This window comes from Carnobacterium sp. (genome assembly GCF_049673005.1).
In the GTDB taxonomy this organism is placed as follows: domain Bacteria; phylum Bacillota; class Bacilli; order Lactobacillales; family Carnobacteriaceae; genus Carnobacterium_A.
The window spans coordinates 18822-42922 of sequence record NZ_JBATXB010000008.1; the positions used below are offsets into that span (position 1 = coordinate 18822).

Annotated in this window: 24 protein-coding genes, 1 other RNA gene and 2 other annotated features; of the genes, 3 read left to right on the plus strand and 22 right to left on the minus strand. The window is 32.6% G+C overall.

The features are described 5' to 3' along the window. Positions 1–4: 4 nt before the first annotated feature. The 8 genes from WBF61_RS00845 to WBF61_RS00880 all read right to left on the minus strand — a co-directional run bounded on the left by WBF61_RS00845 (position 5) and on the right by WBF61_RS00880 (position 10256). The gene (locus WBF61_RS00845; RefSeq protein ID WP_424253080.1) at positions 5–2500 is read right to left on the minus strand and encodes an ATP-dependent RecD-like DNA helicase; all 2496 of its coding nucleotides are present in this window, start codon (positions 2498–2500) and stop codon (positions 5–7) included. Positions 2501–2503: 3 nt separating this feature from the next. After that, entirely contained in the window at positions 2504–3223 is a 720-nt protein-coding gene (locus WBF61_RS00850) for a tetratricopeptide repeat protein (protein WP_424253082.1), read from the minus strand. Positions 3224–3353: 130 nt separating this feature from the next. Beyond that, positions 3354–4478 (minus strand): tRNA 2-thiouridine(34) synthase MnmA, encoded by a 1125-nt coding sequence (mnmA, locus tag WBF61_RS00855; protein ID WP_424253084.1) that lies wholly within the window; start codon positions 4476–4478, stop codon positions 3354–3356. 177 nt (positions 4479–4655) lie between these two features. After that, positions 4656–4997, minus strand: coding sequence for a cysteine desulfurase (locus WBF61_RS00860; RefSeq protein WP_424253086.1), 342 nt, complete (start codon positions 4995–4997; stop codon positions 4656–4658). 126 nt (positions 4998–5123) lie between these two features. Further along, positions 5124–6272: a cysteine desulfurase family protein gene (locus WBF61_RS00865; RefSeq protein ID WP_424253088.1), complete on the minus strand. Its 1149-nt coding sequence runs from the start codon at positions 6270–6272 to the stop codon at positions 5124–5126. A gap of 109 nt (positions 6273–6381) precedes the next feature. Further along, positions 6382–8661, minus strand: coding sequence for a bifunctional glutamate--cysteine ligase GshA/glutathione synthetase GshB (gene gshAB, locus WBF61_RS00870; protein WP_424253090.1), 2280 nt, complete (start codon positions 8659–8661; stop codon positions 6382–6384). Continuing rightward, the gene (locus WBF61_RS00875; RefSeq protein WP_424253092.1) at positions 8662–9192 is read right to left on the minus strand and encodes an HAD family hydrolase; all 531 of its coding nucleotides are present in this window, start codon (positions 9190–9192) and stop codon (positions 8662–8664) included. 32 nt (positions 9193–9224) lie between these two features. Next, the gene (locus WBF61_RS00880; protein WP_424253093.1) at positions 9225–10256 is read right to left on the minus strand and encodes a hypothetical protein; all 1032 of its coding nucleotides are present in this window, start codon (positions 10254–10256) and stop codon (positions 9225–9227) included. Positions 10257–10488: 232 nt separating this feature from the next. Here WBF61_RS00880 and WBF61_RS00885 point away from each other — a divergent pair, with 232 nt between their 5' ends. The 3 genes from WBF61_RS00885 to WBF61_RS00895 all read left to right on the plus strand — a co-directional run bounded on the left by WBF61_RS00885 (position 10489) and on the right by WBF61_RS00895 (position 13002). Beyond that, positions 10489–11760: a replication-associated recombination protein A gene (locus WBF61_RS00885; protein ID WP_424253095.1), complete on the plus strand. Its 1272-nt coding sequence runs from the start codon at positions 10489–10491 to the stop codon at positions 11758–11760. Between the two features lie 95 nt (positions 11761–11855). Beyond that, positions 11856–12043, plus strand: a non-coding RNA gene (gene ssrS, locus WBF61_RS00890) — 6S RNA. Between the two features lie 497 nt (positions 12044–12540). Beyond that, positions 12541–13002, plus strand: coding sequence for a universal stress protein (locus WBF61_RS00895; RefSeq protein ID WP_424253097.1), 462 nt, complete (start codon positions 12541–12543; stop codon positions 13000–13002). 68 nt (positions 13003–13070) lie between these two features. Here the strand turns inward: WBF61_RS00895 and WBF61_RS00900 are convergent, their stop codons facing one another. The 14 genes from WBF61_RS00900 to WBF61_RS00965 all read right to left on the minus strand — a co-directional run. After that, positions 13071–14261 (minus strand): acetate kinase, encoded by a 1191-nt coding sequence (locus WBF61_RS00900; protein ID WP_424253099.1) that lies wholly within the window; start codon positions 14259–14261, stop codon positions 13071–13073. 20 nt (positions 14262–14281) lie between these two features. Then, a complete protein-coding gene (locus tag WBF61_RS00905) occupies positions 14282–15295 on the minus strand; it encodes a class I SAM-dependent methyltransferase (protein ID WP_424253101.1) in 1014 nt (337 codons plus the stop codon). Positions 15296–15834: 539 nt separating this feature from the next. After that, positions 15835–16119, minus strand: a complete 285-nt coding sequence (gene rpmA, locus WBF61_RS00910) for a 50S ribosomal protein L27 (RefSeq protein WP_424253102.1) — start codon at positions 16117–16119, stop codon at positions 15835–15837. Positions 16120–16139: 20 nt separating this feature from the next. Beyond that, entirely contained in the window at positions 16140–16478 is a 339-nt protein-coding gene (locus WBF61_RS00915; protein ID WP_424253104.1) for a ribosomal-processing cysteine protease Prp, read from the minus strand. A gap of 21 nt (positions 16479–16499) precedes the next feature. After that, a complete protein-coding gene (gene rplU, locus WBF61_RS00920) occupies positions 16500–16808 on the minus strand; it encodes a 50S ribosomal protein L21 (protein WP_424253106.1) in 309 nt (102 codons plus the stop codon). 15 nt (positions 16809–16823) lie between these two features. Beyond that, positions 16824–16898: a sequence feature (ribosomal protein L21 leader region), on the minus strand. A gap of 114 nt (positions 16899–17012) precedes the next feature. Next, positions 17013–17687, minus strand: a complete 675-nt coding sequence (locus tag WBF61_RS00925; RefSeq protein WP_424253108.1) for an amino acid ABC transporter ATP-binding protein — start codon at positions 17685–17687, stop codon at positions 17013–17015. A gap of 13 nt (positions 17688–17700) precedes the next feature. Continuing rightward, positions 17701–18336, minus strand: a complete 636-nt coding sequence (locus WBF61_RS00930) for an amino acid ABC transporter permease (protein WP_424253110.1) — start codon at positions 18334–18336, stop codon at positions 17701–17703. 116 nt (positions 18337–18452) lie between these two features. Continuing rightward, the gene (locus WBF61_RS00935; protein ID WP_424253111.1) at positions 18453–19253 is read right to left on the minus strand and encodes an amino acid ABC transporter substrate-binding protein; all 801 of its coding nucleotides are present in this window, start codon (positions 19251–19253) and stop codon (positions 18453–18455) included. Positions 19254–19339: 86 nt separating this feature from the next. Beyond that, positions 19340–19587, minus strand: a binding site (T-box leader). A 23-nt stretch (positions 19588–19610) separates the two neighbouring features. Further along, complete coding sequence (minD, locus tag WBF61_RS00940) at positions 19611–20405, minus strand: septum site-determining protein MinD (RefSeq protein WP_424253113.1); 795 nt, start codon at positions 20403–20405, stop codon at positions 19611–19613. After that, complete coding sequence (locus WBF61_RS00945) at positions 20406–21104, minus strand: septum site-determining protein MinC (RefSeq protein ID WP_424253115.1); 699 nt, start codon at positions 21102–21104, stop codon at positions 20406–20408. A 47-nt stretch (positions 21105–21151) separates the two neighbouring features. Beyond that, complete coding sequence (mreD, locus tag WBF61_RS00950; RefSeq protein ID WP_424253116.1) at positions 21152–21676, minus strand: rod shape-determining protein MreD; 525 nt, start codon at positions 21674–21676, stop codon at positions 21152–21154. Positions 21677–21678: 2 nt separating this feature from the next. Further along, positions 21679–22530 carry a rod shape-determining protein MreC gene (gene mreC / locus WBF61_RS00955; RefSeq protein WP_424253118.1) on the minus strand — a complete coding sequence of 284 codons (852 nt, stop codon included), beginning with the start codon at positions 22528–22530 and terminating at the stop codon, positions 21679–21681. Between the two features lie 150 nt (positions 22531–22680). Beyond that, positions 22681–23694 carry a rod shape-determining protein gene (locus WBF61_RS00960; protein WP_424253120.1) on the minus strand — a complete coding sequence of 338 codons (1014 nt, stop codon included), beginning with the start codon at positions 23692–23694 and terminating at the stop codon, positions 22681–22683. 323 nt (positions 23695–24017) lie between these two features. After that, positions 24018–24101 (minus strand): cold shock domain-containing protein (locus WBF61_RS00965; RefSeq protein WP_424253124.1); only part of this gene is annotated, 84 nt, incomplete at its 5' end.

The following is a 24101-nucleotide window of genomic DNA, read 5'->3' on the forward strand; positions in this document are numbered from 1 at the left end:
TTTTTTAAGGAGTTATTCCTTCCATTCCTATCATCGGATGTATCTCTTTGTTTTTTATCATATTCATTGTTAAACGATAATTTTTTGGTTGATCTTGTTGTTCTTGTACTACTTCTTCAAATAAAGATACATTTTCTCTGGTTAATTCTGGAGATTTTTTTTCTATAATTACTATTTCTTCACTATTTTCTTCTTCTTCCGTACTTTTTATTTCTTCTAAAATAATACCTTCATTATCTCGTAATCGCTCTTTTAATGTTGTCAGCCTTGTAGCTGAAGATTTTTCAACACATTCTTGAAAAGCACTAATCTCCCCACAAAGAATTAATAGCTCGCTACTCCTTGTAACAGCTGTATATAATAGATCTCGTCTGAGCATTCTACCGTAATTATGCACCATTGGTAAGATAACCATTTTAAATTCACTACCTTGAGATTTATGAATAGAACAGCAGTAAGCAAGCGTAATCTTGTTCCATTCATTTCTTTTATAGGTAACTTCATTTGCATCAAACTTAATTATTAATTCATCTACTTTATCATCTGATTCTTTTGCATATAGGATACTCGTTACCTCGCCCATATCTCCATTAAACACATTCAATTCAGGATTATTAACTAGTTGGAGAATTTTGTCTCCAATTCGATAGACTTTATCATTAAATTTAACTTCTTTACGTCTTCCCGTATCGTTTGGATTAAGTATCTCTTGCATCATTTTATTTAATGCATCAATCCCGGCTGGTCCACGATACATTGGAGCTAGCACTTGTATCTCTTGATGAGTATACCCTCTTGATTTAGCTTTAGTGACTACTTGACGAATAACTTCTTCAATTTGATAAGTATTACAAGTGATTAATGAACGGTCCTTTTTATTTTCCGAAAAATCTGCTGGCAAATTACCATCTTTAATCTCATGTGCTAAAGGAATAATTGAAGACCCATCTTCTTGACGATATATTTCACTTAATTCCATACTTGATATTAATTTTGCGTCAATTAGATCATGCAAAACCTGGCCCGGTCCTACAGATGGAAGTTGGTTCTTATCACCAACTAATAACACTTGCATATTTTGGGGCACTGCCCTTAGTAGTTGGTTAGCTAGCCAAGTATCTACCATTGACATTTCATCTATGATTAATAATCCGCCCTCTAATTCACGTTCAGATTGCTGATTTACGTTGTTATTTTCCCTCCCATTTAATCCTAAAAGACGGTGAATTGTGCTACTTGGTAACCCGGTTGTTTCATTCATTCTTTTAGCTGCTCTTCCTGTAGGTGCGGCAAGTAAAATAGGGAAAGCTATTTCCTTATAATCATTTAAATCTAGAGATAACCCATTTAATTCGGCAAATAAAGAGACTATCCCATTCAATACAGTAGTTTTCCCTGTACCAGGTCCACCAGTTAGGATAAATATAGGCGATAACATCGCTTCTTCAATCGCCTGTAATTGAGACTTTCCATAAGAAATAGCTAAACGTTTTTCTAACTTCCTAATTTCTTTTGGAATATTATGCGCTTTATAACTTATTTTTTTTCGATCCATTAATCTTTTGATAGATGAAGAAATGCCCCATTCTGATGCATATAAAGATTTAATATAGATTTTTTTGTCATCTTCAATAATTTGATTTTCTTCTATAAGATGAACTAATTCAGACGCAACCGATTCTGGTTCAATAATGTATGGTCGACTAGATTCTAGAACCCTCAGACTTTCTTCTAAAAGTGGTCCTGCCAATGTATAAGTATTTCCTTGACTTAAACATAATTCATTTAAAGCGTAAAAAACTGCAGCTTTTAAACGAGCTGGTGAATCAGAAGCAAAACCGAGTTGTTCAGCAATAGCATCAGCTTTTTTAAATCCAATATTCTCAATATCCTGTACCAATTGATAAGGATTTTCTTGAATAATTTCTAAAGTTTCATTTTGATATGTTTGATAAATATTATATGCTAATTGACTTCCGAACCCAAAACCATTTAGACCAATAATAATTTTCTCCATTCCATCACTTGCTTGAATAGTTTCAATTAAAACAGCTTTTTTCTTTTCATTTAAACCTTGAACTTCTTCTAAAATGGTAGGATTATCACTAATTCGTTCAATCGCTTCTTCTCCTAAAACTTCAACTATATTCTCTGCTGTTTTTTTACCAATTCCAGGGAATTTGTCACTAGAAAGATAATTTATTACTCCAACTAAAGAAGTTGGCTTCTCTTGTTTATACCTATGCGCATTAAATTGAACACCAAACTTTGGATGATCGGTTATTTTCCCATAGAACCGGTAACTCTCTTCTTCTTGAATTTGACCAAAACTTCCAGTAACAACAATTTCTTTGTCATCGTAACTTGTGTTTGTCTCCGTCATTCTTACTAATAAGACTTTATAAAAATTAGTTGGATTTTGATAAAATATGGCTACGGTTTGTCCCACTATATAGGGTTCTTCCGTTGAAAATAGATCTAAGTTTTCTTGTTCAGCCATTTTTTATCCATCCTTTCTCTCTTTTGCTTCATTATTAATCATCTTTGCACTTAAAGTAGAACTATATTTCTCACTATCTTGTAGTTGGCAAAGTCTTTCCTGATGTGCTTTTGGATTTATTATTTTTGATTTTTCAAAAAAAGCATTAACTGTTTCTCTTTCTTCCTTTAATGCAGCGCCTACCAATCCTCGCTTAAATAAAACCTCGTCATTTTCAGGGGATTTCTCTAGCACTTGCATATAATATTCTTTTGCTTCCTTAAAATGCCTTGTTTGCATCATACAGTCACCAAGTAAATTAATAATTAAACTATCTTGTTTATCATTATCATGCGCTATTAGTAAATAAATCAGTGCTTTTTTAGGACTATTTAACAACAGATAAGACTGAGCTAACATAACTGTTGCATCTTTTTTGAAGTTAGTTTCATTTATTTTAAAAACTTGTTCAAAGTACTCAATAGCTTTTCTAGGCATGTTCCTTTGGTAATATAAATTTCCAAAGGCGTATACTAATTCTATATGGTTTGGAAATTTTTCCAAAGCTACCTCTAAAACAGCCTGTGCGTCCTCATATTTTTTAGCCAAAGTTAATATACTTGCTAAATTACAATAGCTACCGCTGTTATCTTTATTTAGTTCAATTTCTCCAAATAATAGCTGAACGGCTTCATTTAATTGACCATTTCTCCATAATTGAAAAGCATTATGATCATTATTCACTCTGCTCACTCCTTTACAACTCATCTCATTTTACACTAAACAACTGAATTTTTCTATATTCACTAAGTCTTCAATTTTAAAAATAGAAAAAAGACAGAACTAAGAACGTTCTGTCTCGCCGTATAAAAAATTAAACGTATTGTAATTCCCTTGATGCATTATAAGCAGCATCTATTGTGCCTCCACCTATACATTCCATATCTTTATAAAAGACAACAGCTTGTCCAGGGGTAATTGCACGGACTGGTTCGTCAAAATCAACTTTAGCTGTTGTACCATCCTCATTCAAGTGGACTGTGACAGCTGTATCAGCTTGTCTATAACGAAATTTAGCCGTACACTTAAATGGTTTTGATTTCATTTCATTGGTTGTAAAATGGATATCGGTAGCATCTAGATGAGTAGCATATAACCATTCGTGATGAAATCCTTGACCAACAAATAATGTGTTTGTTTTTAAATCTTTTCCAATAACAAACCAAGGCTCGCTAGAATTCCCGCCTCCGCCAATACCTAATCCTTGTCTTTGTCCGATTGTATAGTACATCAAGCCATCATGAGTCCCTTTTACTTCTCCATCCGGCGTCATCATTTTTCCAGGTTGAGCTGGTAAATAATTCATCAAGAATTTTTTAAAATCTCTCTCACCAATAAAACAAACACCCGTAGAATCTTTTTTCTTAGCTGTTGCTAAATTTGCTTCTGCTGCGATTTTACGAACTTCACTTTTTTCCATATGACCTAGCGGAAATAAGGTTTTAGCTAGTTGTTCTTGTGATAGTTGATTTAAGAAATAGGTTTGATCTTTATTGTTGTCGACTCCTCTTAACATATGAGCTACACCATTTTCGTCACGTTCTACTTGAGCATAATGTCCTGTAGCAACATAATCCGCCCCTAATTCGATAGCATAATCTAGGAAAGCTTTAAATTTAATTTCTTTATTACACATTACATCTGGGTTAGGAGTTCTGCCTTTTTTGTATTCATCGAGGAAATATTGAAATACTTTATCCCAATACTGTTTTTCAAAATTAACCGAATAATAAGGAATGCCAATTTGGTTTGCAACTAGAGCTACATCATTATAATCTTCCGTAGCCGTGCATATTCCAAACTCATCCGTATCATCCCAATTTTTCATAAAAATACCTACTACATCATACCCTTGTTGTTTTAGTAATAAAGCAGTAACCGATGAATCTACTCCACCACTCATACCTACTACAACACGTGTATTGCTATTGTCTTCCATGTTTTCACCATCATTTCAAATAGATTCTGAAAATCTTAACGATTTGAAGGTCGTATTTTTCAGTCTAATTCATTATACTAACTATTTGAAAGAAAGCAAGATAACAGAACTTTCTAGTGAATAAAAAAAGCATATCAAATGAGCAACCTCATCTTTTATGCCTTTTTTATTATTGCTTTATTTTTTTTCAAAAATACCTTTGTTTAAAAAATCTTGCATGATAAATTCATATTTTTCGCATATTTCTTTGAAAGCAGCACTTTTATAAATAGTAATCGGTCTAAGACCATTTAAAGTAGTTGTTGCTATTTTTAATTTAGTTAAGTCATTAGAGATGACAATTTTTAATTTAACTTCTTGATTAGTCACAGAATCATTAGTAAGTGTCCTAAGATATTGAAAATTACCTGTTTTTAATTCATCAAATGCATTATCTCTTAATGTATATTTTTTCAAGTTAGCACTAAGTGTATAAACGTCATTTGATCCTTGAAGTGTTGCTGTCTTTTCAAATGCCAATCCTTTCACCTCATTCATTTACTTACTTACTTACTTACTTACTTACTTACTTACTTACTTACTTACTTACTTACTTACTTACTTACTATATCATAATAATCAGTTTAAACGAATTAACTATATTTTTTATTTTTTTAATTTTTTAATTAATCTAATTAATTCGTTTGCTAAATAATCGATTGATTCCATAGTCGTTTCTATTCCAAAACTAATTCGTACAGATTCATTGACTCGCTGACTTTTTTCACCATACATTGCCATTAAAACATGACTAGGGTCAATATTTCCAGCTGTACAAGCTGACCCAGCAGAAATTGAAATCCCAGACAAGTCCAATAAAAGTAGCAACTGTTCTGAAGAAACACCTTTAAACCAGATATTAATAATATGCATTAAGCGATAATCAAGATGACCGTTTAGTTCAAATTCAACGTTAGATTCTTCTAGTCGTTTCACTAAATGCGTACTAAAGTCATTGTACTCTACTTTGCGTGATTCCTTTGTTAATTGAGTAATTTCTACTGCTTTTTGGAATCCTGCTAATGCTGGAATATTTTCTGTTCCTGCTCTGCGTTTCATTTCTTGTTCTCCACCTAACATAAAACTTGGTAAGTGAATCGATTCGTTTATATATAAGAAACCAATCCCTTTAGGTCCACCTATTTTATGACTTGAAGTAGATAGTAAATCGATTTGATCTTTTTTCACGTCTATTCTTTCTAATCCATACGCTTGGACAGCATCTGTATGGAAATAGGCAGTTGATAGACTTTCTTGAATGATATTCCCAATCGCCTCAACGTTCGATAGTGTTCCTACTTCATTATTTCCATACATTATAGAAACCAATGTCGTATCTTCTCTTAAACTTTCTTCTAAATCTTTTAAGTTTATCATTCCAAATTCATCTACCGATAAATACGTAACGTCAAATCCTAAAGATTCTAGATACTCCATTGGTTTTAAGACCGCGTGGTGTTCAACAACTGTCGTGATGATATGCTTACCTTCTTTTTCACGAGTTAAAGCCGTTTCAAGAATAGCAGTATTGTCACTTTCTGTCCCACCGCTTGTTAGGACTATTTCATTCGGTTTAGCTCCAATGCTATTGGCAAATACCTTCTTAGCATCATCCATAATACGTCGACTATCTCTTCCAAAATAATGGATACTTGATGCATTGCCAAAATGATTCTTCATAGCATCATAGACAATCTCTATTACTTCAGGATGAACAGGGCTAGTTGCAGCATAATCAAAATATATTCTTTCCATTATTATCCCCCGTATCACTATTTTTATCTTTCCTATAATTTTTTAAAATTAAAGATAAAAAGAGATACTCAACGACTTTTGCCGAATCTCTCTTTATCTATTTATAACATTAAATTATTTCTGGAAAAAGCATTTTTAAAATCCCCATCGTTAGTGGTCTTCCTTGTCCATTTGAAACATATGCATGCATATGCATTGCAGGGTTAAAGTTTGCCTCTATTACGGTATATCCAGGAGATTCTTTTGTAGAAATATGAGTGTAATCCGGAATAATTAAATCTACCCCACAAACTCGAGCTCCTATTGTTTCGGTCATTTCTATTGCTGCTTTTTTATAAGAGTCATCAATGATATCAGTGACGTCTGTAGAGTCTCCTCCTGTACTCATGTTTGAGTTTTCGCGTAAATACACTTGAGTATCTTTTTCAGGAATACTAGTTACAGTATAGCCTTGCTCTTTTAGCATCAATTGTTCAATTTCATCTAACTGTATAGCCTCAAGTGGAGCGCGATGATTTGTACCGCGCAACGGGTTTTTATTTTTTTCTAACACTAATTCTTTTATAGTGTGTTTTCCGTCCCCAATTACGTTAGCCGGTGTACGTAACAATATTGCTGCTACTTCACCGTTTAGCACAAAAAATCGATACTCTGTTCCTTCAATAAATTCTTCTACTAAAATAGTAGAGTCTTCTTTAAAAGCAAAATCTAAGGCTGATTGATAATCCTCAATTTTTGCGCCTTCTTTAAAAATAGAAATACCAACACCATAATTTGTTGATTTAGGTTTAATTACAATCCCTTTATTTTTATAAAGCCAATAGTTTTCTTCAGCTTCTTTTTTGGTGTGATATTCTTCTCCGGCTGGGACATTAAAACCCTTAGAAGCAAGAATTTTTTTTGTGACAGTTTTATTTTCCATAATTAAGGGAGCAATATATTGATCTTTTGATGTCATGTTTGCATTTTTAACATATTCAACATGATCTTTATAACTTAATTTTAAAAACTGTTCAGTTTCATCTAAAATTTCTATTTTCAATCCTTTTTGGATAGCATCAAAAATAAGGAGTTGAGTTGATAATTCCATATTTGAAAATCCTCTTAACCTATAAGGTTTTTCAAGAGACTCTTTTTTATATGTTTTGGCTAATTGCATACCGAGAGCTACATACGTTCCATTTTCTTCAATCCTTTTTACTATCCGCGCAGCTAGTGTTGTTTCTGGTTTTTCAAATTGTTCTTTAGCTTGCTGAACACAATTGATATACTGGATAGAACCATTAGTTTCTCGAATCATTTCAAACATCTGATCAATAATTTCTATACCTTCTTGGTAGTACTGAGTAGAGTCAAATGGATATTCTAAAGCGACTAAATCACTCATTTCTTTCCCTTTTTCCACTTCATGCATTGTTGCCGACTCATCTTTCCAAATCATTAGCATACAGAATAAATGAATAAATTGCATATCTTGCTCAGACATACCAAAAGCATCGAATGGATTTAAATCGAAAATTCTTAATTCAACATAAGAAATACCTTTTTTTAACATTCCGCGCGCTTCTTCGGTTCCTCTTAAACGTACACCTGAATAAAATTCTTTTTCTTCTGATAACTTACCTTCACTTACAGCATATTCTAAATTTTCTACATATTTTTCAATCGACTCAAATGAAATAGCGACATCGTCTGTATTAGCATAACCAAATGGACTGCTTCGAATACTTCTAATATATTTTTTTGGAAGAGCCAATTCACATTTTTTGTTTTTGAAGAATGAAGAATCAACTACTGGTGCAGCACTTAGTAAATAAGTTAAAATCCATCTATAACGCAAAAAATTCCTTGCTAATTTTAAATATAAATTAGTTTGAAAATGAACTATATCTTTACTATCTGTTTGGTTTAAAAATAACTGTTTCACCATCTCTTTATCTAGTTCAAAATTATAATGAACTCCGCTCAACATCTGCTTATTTTTACCATATTTATCCGCTAAATGTTTACGATAAGCCACATCTTTTTTGCTATCTAATTTTGCTATCGGTATAATCGATTCTTCTGGTAAAGCGACTGGCATACTCATTGGCCAAATAAATTCATTCTCAGGCAAAGTTCTCAATGTTACATCATGTACCGCAGTCAACCATCTAGATGTTTCTTGAATAGAACTTAGAGGCGGTGTAATCAATTCTAATTGCGACTCACTAAAATCGGTTTGAATATACGGATGGAATGAACGATTACCGAATTTAGTTGGATGATCTGCTAGAGATAATTCTCCTGTATCTAAAACACGTAATCCTTCTTTTTCTACTCCGTAGATTGCTTTGTAAAAAGCATTATTTATTTTAAGTTCTTTAATGTTTTCTTTAACTGTCTTCATTTATATAGTCCCTCTTTTTTCTTTAATTTGTCTTTCTATCTCAGCTTTAATTCTTTTTTCTGGAGCATATTCTGCTTCCCAATTCTTTGGTTTTAATACCTTTCCATCTGGTATTCGATAATGTGGTCTACCATCAGGAAACAACTTACCCATATTCGCTTCATGAACAATACTTGAAATAGGTCTTGGATCAATGCCCATTAAAACAAATGAACCATAATTAAAATAATTCGCATCTATTAAAGCATCTACTTGCCCAACTAAAATTGATTCAACTTCTTTCTCTTCGCGTTTAATTTTAGCTACACTTTTATCAATTGACTCTTTCCATTGAAAGGTAATTTTTTCAAATAATTTTATATCCCCTTGTACACTTGCATATAGAAATTCTATTATTTCTTCTGTAGAAAAGTTCGCTCGATTGAGTGCCTCTTTCTGGTTAAGCGCTGTTGGACTACTATTTTTTGGACTATCAAACACATCATGAAATGCTTTTACTAATTCAAATGTAGATTGTTGATTTATACTCAAGTTAAACTTATCTCCTTCAAGACTTACAAAATTCAGTCTTCATTATTTTTTTTTAATAATAAATACTTTCTTAAGGCTGTATTTTCTGATTCTAGAACTTTACGTTTCAATTCTGAATCTCTAAGATCTTGTTGCATAATTTTTAAAAATTGAAAATTATCAGAAAAAGAACGATCTAACTTTTCAGATAAAATTTTTTTATCCATTAGTTTTCTTAAATCTTCTTCTCTATACATTGCTTCCTTTTTTAGTTTTTCATTTTGATCAATCAGAAGTTGATTATGATGAAATAATTGATTATATTTTTTCTCTTTTTTTCCTTTTGACATATTAAGTGAGAGTAAATATACTGCTGCACAAGCTATTAGGATGGGAAATAATTTTTCTATTATTAGTTGCGGTCTTGATATTGTTAACTGGATAATACGCACAGCAGCTAGTAGAAGAATCCCTATGCCGATTTTAACTATTCTCTTTTCATTCATATATTTTGAATCTTTATAATAATTTAATTGATTTTTTAATGCTTGCTCGTTAAGTTTATATTTTTCTTGTTTTTTCTGCATAGTTAAATATAATTGCTTTTCTTTGCTTTCTAAATTAGACATAGCTTGTTCTTGATATGAAATAAACCATTGATTTTCTTTTCTTAAGTAATCTAAGTATCTTATCCATTCTTTTTGGTATTGTTCTTTTTTTATATCTAATTCAATTTTATATTCAATAGATTTTTCACTTAGAAGTGCCTCCATCTCTTTTCCAGCTTGCTCATATGTTTTTTTTAATGACTGTTGCTTAATTGCATAAGTAACTTCCAATAACGAATAGTTTTTATCCCACTGTTGGATAATATCTTGATTTTTCATATCCGATATTTGTTTAAACTCTTTAATTTTTTGTTTAATCTCTATTAGTTCACCTTGAACTTGGCGATAAATACTTTCAGTTTGGCGGTGGGCTTCATCCAAGATATCTTCAGCTTCCATCTTAGTTTGTAGCTGGGCCTTGATTTTTTTGGAATTAACTACAGACATCCTACTTTTTTCGTCTAAATTTTTACTCACTTTTATCACTCCTTCATAACTCGAAAGTTCTTAGGAAAGTTTTATATATAATTAAAAACACTTCACTCACTATTCTAAGTAATGATAGCATAATTTTTAAATAATAGGGAATATTACTTACTTTTTCTCATTATAAAGTATAATAGGATATTAGAACGGACTTTCCTTTCAGGTAGAAGCTAACTTATTAAAGTGATATACTATTAGAGAAATCATTATGGAGGTGTTAAGTATGAATAAACCTTTAGCATTCCGTATGCGTCCCACTAGCATAGATCAAGTTATTGGGCAAAGTCATTTAGTAGGGCCTGGGAAAATCATTCAACGTATGGTTGATGCAAAAATGCTCTCTTCTATGATTTTATATGGTCCTCCAGGTATAGGCAAAACAAGTATCGCTAGCGCAATTGCTGGTTCTACTCAATATGCTTTTCGAATATTGAACGCTGCTACCGATACGAAAAAGGATTTACAAATTGTAGCAGAAGAGGCTAAAATGAGTGGTTCTGTCATTCTTTTACTTGACGAAGTACATCGTTTAGATAAACCTAAACAAGATTTTTTATTGCCTCATTTAGAAAGCGGTCGAATTATCCTAATTGGTGCAACTACCGAAAATCCTTATATATCTATCAGTCCTGCCATTAGAAGCAGAACTCAAATTTTTGAATTAAAGCCCCTTTCCATTAAAGATATACAATTAGCATTATCTTCTGCTCTTGAAGATAAAGAACGAGGCCTAGGCAATTACACTGTTCATATTGCTGATAATGCTCTTTTACATCTTTCAAGAACAACTAACGGTGATTTAAGAAGCTCTTTGAATGGGTTGGAGTTAGCTATCAAGTCTACCAATCCTGATGATAACGGAATAATTCAAATTACTCTAGATATAGTAGAAGAGTGTATTCAAAAAAAAGCATTAACTCACGATAAAGATGGAGATGCTCATTATGATGTTATCTCAGCCCTACAAAAATCTATTCGTGGTAGTGATGTAAATGCTTCTTTACATTATTTAGGTCGACTAATTGAAGCTGGTGATTTGCCTATTATTGCTAGAAGATTAATGGTAATTGCATACGAAGATATTGGGCTAGCTAATCCTGCTGCTGCACAAAGAACCGTCACAGCTATTCAGGCTTCAGAAAAACTCGGTTTCCCAGAAGCTAGAATCCCCTTAGCAACTGCAGTTATAGACTTGTGCCTTTCACCAAAGTCAAATTCTTCTATAGTTGCTATCGATGCTGCTATACAAGATATTCGGTCTGGGAAAAGTGGAGATGTACCTGATCATTTAAAAGATTCTCACTATAAAGGTGCAAAAGATTTAGGTCGTGGCTTAACATATAAATATCCTCACAGTTATCCTGAGGCGTGGGTTTATCAGCAATATTTACCTGATAAATTAAAAAAAGCTATTTATTACCATCCGAACCATACTGGAAAATACGAAGATGCTTTAGCACGTCAATACCACAAGATAAATCATTATAAAGACTAAGATAACGCTTTCTTCGTTATGATATAGGTGTTTATACTATTTAAAATGTTGCTGAATTATTGACAGTTTATTAATCGTATGCTAATATAAAGATAAGATTTCTGAGATGTTCGTCATGTCCAACATGTGTTGACCGAACAATTAATATTACCTTGGGATCCAAACTGATTCAAACAAATAACATGCCTTTTCACTTGGTAGTTAGCTGCTTGACAGCGGAGCCCACCTGCTAACTGCGGGTTCAATACAACCTGGACGTATAAACGGCATCACCGGATTTCTTGTTAAAGTTGAAAAACTTTGAAAGCCATTCTTTATTGAGTGGCTTTTTTCTATTTTAATACTAAAAATATTTCTAGAAAGAAAGGGCAAAACGGCATGTTACTTAAAATCTCATTCTTCCTCTTTTCTATTCTTTTATTCCTTCTATCTTATTTTTTAATAAGCGGAAAAATTGCTAGTTTAATTTCTAATCTCCATACTGAAAGGAAAAAAAATGCTCGATTGTTCCTTTTTACTTTCGGAATAATATTTATGCTTTTAGGATTATCCAGTTTAGTATTACTTTTTTATAGCTCTATTCTTCTTTCATTCGGAATTTTAGGTCTAGTGAGTCTTTTTATTCTTATATTCATTTTTGGTTTAAATTTCTTCCTATAATAGCTTAATGTAGCGCTCTCGTGTATTTATTAGATACAAATTCTATGAAAACGGATTTATTTGAGGTACAATAATAGTATATCAACAGATAGAATAAATTATTAGAATGGAGTGGTTTATATGTTACAACAATATAGTCGTATTTTAGTTGCTATTGATGGTTCTAAAGAGGCTGAGCTTGCTTTTAAAAAAGGCGTGCAAGTCGCTGTAAGAAATAATTCTTCGCTAATTTTAGCACACGTTATCGATACTAGAGCATTTCAAAGTATCTCTACCTTTGATGGTTCTATGGCTGAAAAGGCTAATGAACAAGCTACTGCTACTTTAGACGAATATGTACGTTATGCTAAAAATCACCGAGTTGCAGATATAAGTTATTCTATTGAATATGGTTCACCAAAAGTTTTAATCGCGAAACAAATACCAGAAGATAAAAAAATTGATTTGATTTTATTAGGGGCAACTGGTTTAAACGCAGTTGAACGTATTTTTATAGGGTCTGTTTCTGAATACGTTATTAGACATGCTAAATGTGATGTTTTAATTGTTCGAACTGATTTAGATAATGTTTCGGATTTATAATTTTTAAATAAAAGAAGTCTTTAAAGGTACATAAGTACCTTTAAAGACTTCTTTGTTGTAATAATTTTTTATTTACGTAATCTTTCTACGTCACGTGCGATAACAATTTCTTCATCAGTCGGGATTAACAGTACTTTTACTTTAGAATCAGGAGTCGAAATAATACGTTCTTTTCCTCGAACTTTATTCGCTTCTTCATCAATTTCTGCTCCAAACCAATTAATGCCCTCAATAAGAATTTGACGAGTTTCTGGTGAGTTTTCTCCAATTCCTGCTGTGAAAACAATTGCATCAGCACCATTTAACAAGGCAAAGTACTGTCCGATATATTTTTGCACTCGGTTATAGAAAATATCTAAAGCTAATTGTGCTTGTTCGTTACCAGCTTCTGCCGCTTCTTCTACATCACGCATATCACTTGATATGTCAGAAAGTCCTAATAACCCTGATTTGTTATTTAAGATATAAATCATTTCATTAATGTCGCTAAGACCTAATTTATTCATTAAAAACGGCAAGATAGATGCATCGATATCTCCTGAACGAGTTCCCATTGTGATTCCTGCTAAAGGAGTAAAGCCCATTGACGTATCAATTGATTTACCTCCTTTTACAGCTGTTATAGAACCTCCGTTACCTAAGTGACAAGTAATTAATTTAAGTTCTTCTAGCGGCTTACCTAACATCTCAGCTGCACGCTCTGAAACGTATTTATGGGATGTACCATGTGCTCCGTATTTACGAGCTGAAAAATCTTCATAATAGCTCATCGGAATACTATATAAATAGTTTTCCTTTGGCATAGCAGCATGAAAAGATGTGTCAAAAACAGCAACACTAGTAATATTGGGTAATAATTTTTTAAATGCTTTTATTCCTGTAGCATTAGCAGGATTGTGTAGTGGTGCAAATTCGGCTAAATCTTCAATTTGAGCGATAACTTCATCCGTAATTAGAGCTGAATCTTTAAAAATTTCTCCCCCAGCAACAACACGATGACCTACTCCTGTAATTTCTTCGTAATTTTGGATTACTTCTAATTCAATTAATTTATCTAAAACCATCTGTATTGCAATTTCATGGTTCTTGATATCTTCAACAACTTTGTATTTTTCATCTTTATATTTAGTCGTAAATACAGAATCTTTCAACCCTACTCTTTCAATAATTCCTGAAACGATTTCTTCTTCTGCTGGCATTTCATAAAGAGTAAATTTTAAACTAGAACTACCTGCGTTAATTGCGATTGTTTTTGACATAATGAAAACCCCTTATTTTTCTATTTTTTTATATTTTCTTGTTTCCAATTTTCAACCTCTTGCATAAAATAATGCATTGATGTTTGGTTCTTAAAATCAGGTATCTGAGCCAACAAAACTTGTTTTGCTTGTTTTGCATTTTCTCCTGTTTTCTGGACTAAAAGAATCGATTTTCTTGACTGTTCTGATTTGAACAGCTCTTTTGGTAAATGAAGCATCCCTTGTAAATAGGCTTCTGCTTGAATTGTTTTAGTTAACGCTGCAGATTCTGTTGATTCAAATAATTGAGTAGGAACCAAGAATGCACCATAGCCATTATTCTTTAAGTAATACATACTTTGTTCGATAAATAAATGATGCGCGTATGAATGGCCTTCCAAGGCACTCGTTTTAAAACGCTTAGCATTCTCATCGACTGGATAAAAACCTACAGGCAAATCACTAACAATTAGATCTACCGGATCCATTAGTAAATCAGTTAATGCATCTTGATGAGTTAATTTAACGCCTTGCCCTTGAAGTTCTGTATTAATAAGAGCTAATGATAATAATAAATCATCATTATCTATACCTTCAGCTTCAATTTCAATGTTTCTTAAACTCAACCCATTATAAACCGTTGATAACAAATTCCCTGTGCCTACTGCTGGATCTAGTAAACGAATTTTCTTTACATCTGAATCAAATAATTTCTCAATTAGATAAGCTAATATGAAACCTATAGCGTCAGGTGTCATCTGATGATTAGCTTGTATTTGGTCATTTTTTGACCCTTTCAATAGCGCTAATTGAAAACTTTTTCTTATCTCTTCAGCTTCCATATCGTTTAAAGGTAATTCTTCATATAGTTCATTCAATGTCTTTATTGTTTCGACAGAAGGAACTCCATTTTCTTGACTTGCCTTTCTGTTATTCAATAAGTTTTCTCCTGTTTCAGAAAGTCCCTCTAGATATGAAACACCTAATTCTTTCTGTAATAGTTGAACAGAAGTATCTAATCCTGAAAACAAACGTTCAATTTCTTTTTGAGACACTTTACCCAACCTCTTTTCTTTGTATATAGATGTTTCGTTAAATTTTTTCATAAAAAATATTTTTATTTTTCTGTTTTAAATAAATATACTACCTGTACTATAATAACGAATAAATCTAAATTATTCAATACTCATTTTAAATCTAAGCTTGTTACAATAATACCACTAATGTTATTAGTAATGGTTGATAAAACACTTAAAAAGAATTTTTTTTAAAACGATTGTACTTAAATCTACTTGCAGATTTTCTAATAGCTAAATAAACTAAAATTCCTGGAACAAATAAGGTGATAAATACAAAAAAAATCCAAAAACTGCCTTTCATGTTTCTTCTATTCGCATCATTATATACCCACAGTTCTAATTTTACTAAACCAAAAAGGATAGTTATAACAATTATAGAAATTATACTAATACCTATAATGCCAATAATGAAATCGCTCACTATAATTCCCCTTTTTTTTAAAGTTATTTTCTGTTTTTTAAAAGATTAACTAAAAAAAAAGCTCTTCTAAAATAGAAGAGTTTCTTTTGTTAAATTATTGAGCAGCAGGATAAACAGATACTTGCTTTTTGTCGCGGCCTTTGCGTTCGAAACGAACAACACCATCAACTTTAGCAAATAAAGTGTCATCTCCACCAATTCCTACGTTAGTACCTGGGTAAATTTTTGTTCCGCGTTGACGGTACAAAATTGATCCACCTGTAACAGTTTGACCATCTGCACGTTTAGCTCCTAAACGTTTAGATTGAGAATCACGACCGTTAGTTGTAGATCCGCCCCCTTTTTTAGTGGCGAATAATTGTAAATTCATTTTCAACATTTTAATTGCACCTCCTGTTTTTAATCTAGATTCAATTTGACATATTTTGGATACTCTTCTTCAATACTTTTCAAAGAAATTAGAAGACTCTCCAGAAGGGTTTGAGCAGTGGTCAGTTGTTTCTCATTAATTTCTAATGGTAATTCAACATAAAGATAACCTCCCTCAACTTCGTCGTTTGTTTCAACTAATGGAGTAAACTCTCCCAAAATAGATAAACTATTCGTTGTCCCAATTGATAAAGCCGATACACCTGCACAAACAATGTCAGTTCCGTAAGCTCCTGACTCTGCATGTCCTGTAATTTCAAAAGAAATTATTTCCTCTTTTTTATTACGTTTAAAAAATGCATGAATCATTCACAAACACCACTTTTCTTCTTATAGATTGATTGCATTAATCATAACTTTTGTATATGGTTGACGATGTCCTTGCTTACGATGTGAGTCTTTTCTACGTTTGTAGACAAAAGTCGTAACTTTCTTTTGACGACCATGTTTTTCTACAGTACCTTCAACAACAGCGCCTGCAATAGTTGGAACACCAACTTTTGTTTCTTCGCCACCTACTAAGATAACTTCGTCAAAAATAACTGTTTCACCAGCTTCAACATTTAATTTTTCAATGTAGATTTCTTGCCCTACTTCAACTTTAATTTGTTTTCCACCTGTTTTAATAATTGCGTACATTTATTCGCACCTCCTTATTAGACTTAGACTCGCCGTCATGAGTGCCATTACTGGACTTACAGACTCATTCCCGCGCGGTTGTAGTTGTGGTGCTACACATTAACAACAGTAGTATCATACCAAAGACAAGTCTTCACGTCAATCAATAGTTTTAATAATTGTTGAAATTCACTCTAAACTGGATAATACTAATTAAATATGTTTTTATATAAATGTATCTGAAGAAATACTTCTAGAACTAAATTCATCTGCAAACTCAATATCATGCGTAACAATTAGTATGCCTGTTCCGGTAGCCGCTATATCTTGAATCATTTTCCCAACTCCATTCGAAGATTGTCGATCTAACGCTGATGTCGGCTCATCAAAACAAAGTATTTCTGGACTCAACATCATTGCTCTTGCTATCGCTACCCTTTGCTGTTGTCCACCAGACAAAGTTTTAGGATAAGACTCTTTTTTTTCAAGTAGGTTCATCTGTTTTAATAATTTTCCAGCTTTTATTTTTGCTTCTTTTACTGTCATTATTTTTTTTTGTATAGGTGCTTCTACACAGTTTTGTAGGACTGTCAAATTAGGAAATAGCTGATAATCTTGAAAAACCATCCCAATTTTATTACTATATTGATTTCTCTCTTTGGCTGATGAATAGTGAACTGTTTTTTTTTCTGTCATCCTGCAAAGGAAATCTCCTGTTATTGAAATTGTACCTGCATCTACTTTTTCAAGTTCATTTAATAGCCTCATAAAGGTTGTCTTTCCGGTCCCAGACTCCCCTACTAAAGATATAATTTCTCCGCGACTAATTGTAAAATCAAAACTATTAATTATTTTTACCTTATTAAATGTCTTGGTTATTCCTTTTGCCTCCATCAACATATAGCTAGCCTCCTTAAAAATCGATTTTCTTTTCAATAAGCATCAATAGTATTGTAAGTATCCCTGTAATAAGAAGATAGATAATTCCTACTGCTACAAAAGGAAGCAACGAAGCATAGGTATTTGCTGCAATTTGTCCAGCTCTTAATAGTTCGCCTAAGCCTAAAATATAAACTAGAGAGGTATCTTTTACTAACGATATAACCTCATTCCCAACTGAAGGGAGAACTGTCCGTAAAACTTGTGGAATGATTATCCTTCTAAACCCTTGTACTTTCCCTATTCCCAAAACTCTAATGGCCTCAAACTGACCGTCTGGGATCGATAATATACCACCTCTAAATATTTCAGCATAATAGGCTGTATAATTTAAAGCAAAAGCTATAATTGCAGCTGTAAAACGATCAAATGTAATCCCAATTAATGGTAAACCAAAAAATACAATCATTAATTGTAACAGTAGTGGTGTACCACGCATAACATAGATATAAAGTTGGATAATCCATGATATTAATTTTGGTGAATATATCCGTATACATGCAACTAAAAAACCTAGAGGAATCGTTAGAAAAAAAATAATAAGGAATAGCTTTATTGTTGTTCCTAGTCCACTAATTAAAGCAGGTGCGATATCATTAATTAAATCCATATTTCCCCTCTTCTCACATAGCACAATCAAATGAAACGTACTACTTTATCTTAATAATTTTAAACAGTTGTTTAAGCGAAGCACTTTTATGTTTTTCGCCTAAACACTAAATTCTTTTACTCAGCAAACCACTTAGCGTATATCTTATCGTAGGTTCCATCTTCTTTAATATCTGCTAGATTTTCATCAATAGCTTCTTTTAATTTGACATCTGACTTACGTAATCCTATAGCGTACTCTTCCTGGCCAAAATCTTCATCTAAAACACGATAGTCAACATCCTTATTTTGTTTCATATAATAACGACCTAGCGTTTCATCTACTACAATTGCATCGCTGCGTCCTGATGCTAAATCATTAAAAACATCATTATTTGAAGGATACTGAACTATTTCACCATTCTTAAAAGTCTCTATAATGTTTGATTCGTCAGCCATAACTGCATCAACTGCACTCGATGATTGTTGAGCTGCTACGGTTCTATTTTTCAAATCTGATTTTTTATTTATTTCGCTATCTTCTAAAACAATAATTAGTTGACTATTATCTAAATAAGGACTACTAAATAGCACTTTTTCTTTTCTTTCTTCTGTTATTGTATACCCGTTCCAAATAACATCTATATTCCCACCGTTTAATTCTGTTTCTTTTAATGCCCAATCAATTGTTTGAAACTCAAACTCAACATCCATGCGTTTGCCAATTTCTTTAGCCAAGTCAATATCAAAACCAACAATTTCACCGTTTGAATCTTTATAACCCATTGGGGCAAATGTATCATCTAATCCCATAATAATCTTGCCATTTTCCATTATTGCTTCATAATTATCTTTTTCTTCTGATTCAGTACTACAACCTGATAAAAATATTATCAATAAACCCAACCCTGTTACTATCTTAAATAATTTATTTTTCATTACAATCTCCCCTATCCTTTTTTAGTATTTAAAACCTATTTAAATAAAAACAAAAAAAGCCCTTTGATTTCCTAAACAATAGGAAATCAAAGGACGATAGTTTTTATATCGTGGTACCACCTTTTTTTGTAGTTTCTTTACAGAAAACTACCTCATCACGTTCAAAACAACTAAACGCTAGTACTATAACGGGTACAACCGGATCAGTCTACTATATATATGGTTCGACTGTCAGCTTAGAGATGTGTGTTCGGAATAGACTCTTAATTGCTCGCACCAACCGCAATCTCTCTGATAAGTTTCTAAACTTACTTTTTCTCGTCTTTGCTTTTGTTTGTTTTTAAGACTATAACACACTTAATTTTTTTTGCCAAATATTTTCTTCCAAAAACTTTCTTTTTCTTTTTTTATGGACATCAAAGGTACAGTTTCACCTAATATACGACGAGCAATATTTCTATATCCTTGTGATGCCGGATTTTTCGGATTTAAGACGATAGGATCACCTTTATTAGAAGAACGAACAACATCATCATCATCAAAAATAATTCCTAGCAAATCAACTGAAAGGTGTCTTGTAATTTCATCTACGTCTAAAACCTCACCATCTTGCATCATTCTTTTACGAATTCTGTTTATGATAAGACGAGGAGGATCTAATTCAGTCTGTTCTAACAAACCAATTATACGATCGGCATCACGAATGGCTGATATTTCAGGTGTTGTTACTAAGATTGCTTCGTCTGCAGCAGCAATAGAGTTTTGAAATCCTTGTTCAATTCCGGCTGGACAATCAATTAGTATATAATCATATTCTTCTTTTAATTCAGCCACTATCTCTATCATTTGTGCACCATTAACATCATTTTTATCTGCATTCTGTGCTGCTGGTAGTAAATATAAATTATCATTGAAACGTTTATCTTTTATTATAGCTTGATGTAATTTTGCACGTCCCTCAACAACATCAATAATATCATAGATAATTCGGTTTTCTAATCCTAAAATAACGTCTAAATTTCTTAATCCTATATCCATATCAATTAAACATACCCGCTTACCCTGTAACGCAAGCGCAGTTCCTATATTTGCTGTAGACGTCGTTTTACCAACGCCACCTTTTCCAGAAGTAATGACAATTGCTCTTCCCATTTAAATTAATCCCCCTGTCATTTTACCTAACATCGGCCGCATCTTACCTAAATGATCTAGATTTTGAAAATCTAATATATGTAAATCATTTATAAATGCAAATTCATTTTTCTTTATCGTTACTTTTTCAGTTAATTGGTTTTCTATAATTTGAACATTATCTGCAATTCGCACTTGTGCGTTGGTATGAAAATCTGCAACAACAACCGCTGTTGCATCCCCTTCAAATCCAGCATGAGCAACACCATGTAATTCACCAATAATAAAAATGCTTCCATTTGCACGAATCACCCCACCTGGATGAACCTTCCCTACAAATAAAATGTTCCCAGGAGCCTGCAGTACCTGGCCACTACGAATTGTTTGTATTTCCATCTGCAAGCTAACGGCTTGTTGCCAAGCCGTTGCTGCTTCATAAGTTAAAACAGATGAATTAATTTTTTTTATTATAAATTGACTATTCTCTTTAATTACTTTTGTTACTACATTTTTTTCTTCGACTGTTAGCAGACGATTTCCAGTGGATATTTCTAATTGTATTTCCTTATTTTTTTCATTTAAGTCACCTTTTTTTGATTCCGCTTTAAGATGCTCTAGCAACTGCTCTAACTCTTCAACAATTGTAGTAAAAGAAGCTGATTCGTTTAAAGTTAATACAAAACCATCTTTATTCCCTTTTAATGTCACACTCTGCTTCACTTAAACAACTCCAATCATCTAAATAACGAACAAGGATTACACTATTTTCAGTTCCCAGTCATTTTAAGTATTAATTTCTTTAACGGGTAGAATGTAAATATGAAAAAAACTAAATTCAATAGCAGCGTTGGACCCAATCTTCCAGCCATAAAAGTATTCATATCAATTATGGTAAAACCTAGAATTTTATATATCCAATAAAGCATTGTTTCTAAAATGGTTAAGTTAATAAAAATCATCATTCCTATAGTAATCGGATTCGGATTTAAAACTTGCTTTAAACTATTTGTGACGTATACAATCAAAGGGAAAATAGCTACATACACTCCTAAAATCCCTACGTAATAACTATCATAGAGAAATCCAAAAATAATTCCATATAAAATCATTTTATTTCTAGGTAGATAGAATGAAAGTAGTACAAAAATAAGGATAATCAATCTTGGCACCATAACACTCCCGTTTTCAGTGTATAAATACTCAGAAAACACAGCTGAGATAAGACCATCAAATAGTAAACCGAAAAATATAAGCATCGGGGCAAAAATAGTTGTTTTAAATTTTCCATTCATTTTTATTCCCCGCTTTCCGCTGTGCGCTGTATAAAGGTCACATAACGAATATCATCAAAATCTGATGCGGGTACAACGTAAGCTTCTTGCGATAGACCATGCGAATCCAGTTTAACTTCATCGATTTCACCTATTAATAGAGAGCTTGGTGAAATTCCGCCTAATCCTGAAGTCATTACCTGGTCTCCTTTTTTTAAGGCTACCTTAGTTGTAATTTGTTTCATTACCAGTCGATTTGTTTCTGAATCATAACCATTTATAATTCCATGAACAAATCCCTCTTTAGAAGAAACGGAAGCGGCAACTCTACTATTATTTTGATCTGATGTTGTAATTAATTGAACTTTTGAACTAGCTGGGTTTACTTCAATTACACGCCCAATTAAACCGTTATCTGCCATAACTGATAAACCTACCGTTATACCACTTTGACTTCCGCGATCAACTACGATTTGATTTATCCAGTTATCAGGATTTCTACTTATAACAGTCCCATTTATTTTTTTATAATCAGAAAGCGTGTCTTGCAATTCTAGTTGCTCTTTCATTTTTTGGTTATCTTGTTTTAAGTTACTTAATTCTACTTCTGTCTCATATAGTCCATCGATCTTTGACTTTAATAATTGATTTTCTTTATACGTATTCTTTAAATTTTCTACTGAATCTACAAACTTAATAACCGCATTGGTCGGTTTTGACAATAATCTACCCGTTAACGCTGTAATGTCGTTCCCAAATCGTTGCACTATTGGCGGTCTACCATTTCCTGAAATAGAATAGGCTATTAGTCCTAAACAAACAATTACACTCACCAATACTATAATTAGTTTTTTATTAGATAAAAATTGACGCAATTTATCACCTCATTAATTCTTCAGGCTTCGTTTATTTTACCATAAGTTTAGCTAAATAGCTTAGGAATCCATTAATTTTTTATTTCAAACGAAAAGATGCATGAAGCAAAAAAGCTTCTGCATCTTTTCGTTTGGAATATGTTTCTTATCTTATCTCATTCGTTTCTTTTTATAAATATCCATATGTTTAATTGATTCTCCAGTTCCAAGAGCAACACAGTCTAAAGGATCATTTGCTACAAAAACAGGCACCTCAGTTTCATCAGCTATCGCATCACTAATATTTCTAAGCAATGCTCCACCACCCGTTAAAACAATCCCGTGATCGATCACGTCTGCTGAAATCTCTGGCGGCGTTTCTTCTAATGTCTCCCTTACAGCACTAACGATTCCATCAACAACTTCTTTGATTGCTTCTGCTACATCTACTGCTGAAACTTGAATCGTTTGCGGTAAACCAGTTAATAGATCTCTTCCACGAACATCCATAGATCCGTACTCAGCTGCTTTTTCAAGAGAAGCGCAACCTATTTCAATTTTGATTTCTTCAGCTGTACGTTCTCCGATAAGTAAATTATATTTTTTGCGTACAAAATGAATAATCCCCTCATCCATGCTGTCTCCAGCTAAACGTATAGAACGACTACTGACAATTCCTCCTAGAGCTATAGTTGCGACATCTGTTGTTCCGCCACCTATATCAACAACCATACTACCTGTTGGTTCCATAACTGGCAGTCCCGCACCTACAGCAGCCGCAAATGGTTCTTCTAAAATAAAGGCATCTTTAGCTCCAGCCATTCTGGTAGCATCTATTACAGCGCGTTTTTCAACTTCCGTTACTCCGCTTGGTACACATACAATTACATAAGGCTTAGATGTCGTTTTCCCAATAGCTTTTTCAATATAATATTTCATCATTGCAGCAGTAGTATCATAGTCAGCAATGACACCATTTTTCATAGGTCTAATAGCGACAATTGAACCAGGTGTTCTACCAATCATATTTCTTGCATCTTCACCAACAGCCACTATATCTCCAGTTGATATATCTTTAGCGACTACTGAAGGATCTCTTAAAACTATCCCTTTACCCTCAACAAACACATTCGTATTCGCTGTTCCTAAATCAATCCCAATATCTTTACTTCCAAATCTAAACACATATTTCATCCTCTCGAGTCGGTCAAATCTTATCATTTTTATAGAGTATTATTTTATTCATCATTAATACCCATTAAGTTTCTAAAGATAGTATAACAAAAAAAGACATACTTTCCTTATTATACTTTCATCATACTTCTTTTTGCCACTCAAAACATTACTTTTTTCATTTTTTTAATAAAAAACTTATAAATTCTTAATCAAATGTTTAATTAAACTAGTGAAACAACAAATCAATCAGATTCTTTAGTGTATTCTATTGATTTTAAAAACAAAAAAAGACTTAGTGAAAATCACTAAGTCTTTCGAAGTTTAATTTTAAATTAAGCTTTGTTTACGTTTGCTGCTTGAGGTCCACGGTTTCCTTCTTCAACGTCGAAAGTTACTGCTTGTCCTTCTTCTAAAGA

What these genes read in the sequence shown, in the direction of transcription:
- WBF61_RS00845 (WP_424253080.1), bottom strand. Translation starts at nt 2,500, where the DNA reads ATGGCTGAACAAGAAAACTTAGATCTATTTTCAACGGAAGAACCCTAT.
- mnmA (WP_424253084.1), bottom strand. Translation starts at nt 4,478, where the DNA reads ATGGAAGACAATAGCAATACACGTGTTGTAGTAGGTATGAGTGGTGGA.
- WBF61_RS00865 (WP_424253088.1), bottom strand. Translation starts at nt 6,272, where the DNA reads ATGGAAAGAATATATTTTGATTATGCTGCAACTAGCCCTGTTCATCCT.
- gshAB (WP_424253090.1), bottom strand. Translation starts at nt 8,661, where the DNA reads ATGAAGACAGTTAAAGAAAACATTAAAGAACTTAAAATAAATAATGCT.
- WBF61_RS00885 (WP_424253095.1), top strand. Translation starts at nt 10,489, where the DNA reads ATGAATAAACCTTTAGCATTCCGTATGCGTCCCACTAGCATAGATCAA.
- WBF61_RS00895 (WP_424253097.1), top strand. Translation starts at nt 12,541, where the DNA reads ATGTTACAACAATATAGTCGTATTTTAGTTGCTATTGATGGTTCTAAA.
- WBF61_RS00900 (WP_424253099.1), bottom strand. Translation starts at nt 14,261, where the DNA reads ATGTCAAAAACAATCGCAATTAACGCAGGTAGTTCTAGTTTAAAATTT.
- rpmA (WP_424253102.1), bottom strand. Translation starts at nt 16,119, where the DNA reads ATGTTGAAAATGAATTTACAATTATTCGCCACTAAAAAAGGGGGCGGA.
- WBF61_RS00915 (WP_424253104.1), bottom strand. Translation starts at nt 16,478, where the DNA reads ATGATTCATGCATTTTTTAAACGTAATAAAAAAGAGGAAATAATTTCT.
- rplU (WP_424253106.1), bottom strand. Translation starts at nt 16,808, where the DNA reads ATGTACGCAATTATTAAAACAGGTGGAAAACAAATTAAAGTTGAAGTA.
- WBF61_RS00925 (WP_424253108.1), bottom strand. Translation starts at nt 17,687, where the DNA reads ATGTTGATGGAGGCAAAAGGAATAACCAAGACATTTAATAAGGTAAAA.
- WBF61_RS00930 (WP_424253110.1), bottom strand. Translation starts at nt 18,336, where the DNA reads ATGGATTTAATTAATGATATCGCACCTGCTTTAATTAGTGGACTAGGA.
- WBF61_RS00935 (WP_424253111.1), bottom strand. Translation starts at nt 19,253, where the DNA reads ATGAAAAATAAATTATTTAAGATAGTAACAGGGTTGGGTTTATTGATA.
- minD (WP_424253113.1), bottom strand. Translation starts at nt 20,405, where the DNA reads ATGGGAAGAGCAATTGTCATTACTTCTGGAAAAGGTGGCGTTGGTAAA.
- mreD (WP_424253116.1), bottom strand. Translation starts at nt 21,676, where the DNA reads ATGAATGGAAAATTTAAAACAACTATTTTTGCCCCGATGCTTATATTT.